This is a genomic window from Mesorhizobium sp. M2A.F.Ca.ET.037.01.1.1 (assembly GCF_003998075.1).
Lineage (GTDB): Bacteria > Pseudomonadota > Alphaproteobacteria > Rhizobiales > Rhizobiaceae > Mesorhizobium.
Window position 1 is genome coordinate 1 of record NZ_RZSA01001391.1, and the last position, 1,252, is coordinate 1,252.

General features: G+C 61.9%; 1 protein-coding gene. It reads right to left on the minus strand.

All coding sequences use genetic code 11. The features are described 5' to 3' along the window. Positions 1-968 (minus strand): acyltransferase (locus EOA27_RS37010; RefSeq protein ID WP_189562332.1); only part of this gene is annotated, 968 nt, incomplete at its 3' end. Positions 969-1,252 lie beyond the last annotated feature (284 nt).

The following is a 1,252-nucleotide window of genomic DNA, read 5'->3' on the forward strand; positions in this document are numbered from 1 at the left end:
GCCACGGGCTGCAGAATGAGAAGGTGGATCAGATAGATGCTGTAGGACAGTTCGCCGAGCACATGAAAGATGCCTCCGCCCAATGCGACGGCGACTTTTCGCGCCGCGGCGCCCGCCGCGCCGGGCAGCATCCGATAGAGGACGAGGGCAAAGAACCCAAGCACCAGCGCTTCGCGTATCAGGAACTTCGAAAGGCCGTGGCCGTCGCCGAAGGGGATCGCCGCGAGCGCCATCGCCAGGGCCAGATGCAGCAGCGGTCGCGGTTGGCTCTGCCCCAGAACGCCCGCCAGAAGCATGCCGCACAGGAAAACCTGTATCTTCAGCGGCAGGAAGGACGGCATCGGGAAATGAACCGACATCAACTTGAGGGCCACCACCGCCAGGGCGCCGAGCGCCGCAACGACTAGCGCGCTCCAGACCCATCCGAAACGCCGCGCCAAAAGCATGAGCGCCGGGAAGACCGCGTAGAACTGCATTTCCAGCCCGAGGCTCCAGTCGGGCAGCGGCGTCCGGTAGGCGAAGTTCGGGGAAAGGCCGAACAGGAATGTCAGGTGGGCGAAAATGTTCTTCAGGCTGCTGTCAAGGTAGCGCTCTGGCGCCTGCGGCACACGGCCCACGAATGCGTCGATGACTGTCCGCGACTCATAAACATACGGGCCGAACGCCAGTGCGAAGAACAGCATGACGTAGAACAGCGGCGCAATGCGGAAATAACGCCGCGTCCAGAATTTCAGCCAGGTTTCAGGCCTTTGCCAGGGCTCCTTGTCCTGGCGCAACTGATAGTGGAACACCATCAGGAAGCCCGAAAGCATGATGAAGAGATCGACGCCCAGCGCCGGGTCGCCAAGCACCGGGAGATGCCAGCCCGTCAGCAGCAGGCAGTGGCCGACCAGCACCCACAATGCTGCGGCGGCGCGAAGGCCATCCAGGCATTCGATGCGCGATGACTCTGTAGGGCTATTGTTCATGCTGCATTGCACCATGGCGAGCGAGCCCCGAATGTCAACCCGCGATAGCCTATCAGCTGTAGTTTGACGCGGTCACTTGCCAATCGGCCGGTCCGGCTGGCGGGGATCTGAGCATCTAGGAATAGGACCCATTGGGGTGTGTGGGCATTTGCGAGGCGTGAATCGAGAAATCGCCAGTTTCGAGCCGCCCCGGCGCAATCGACAAGGATCAAGCTTGAACTATTCAAGGCCCGCTCGGCGCAGGCCCTCGATATACCTGGCACGGTCCTCAGCCCGTATCAGTG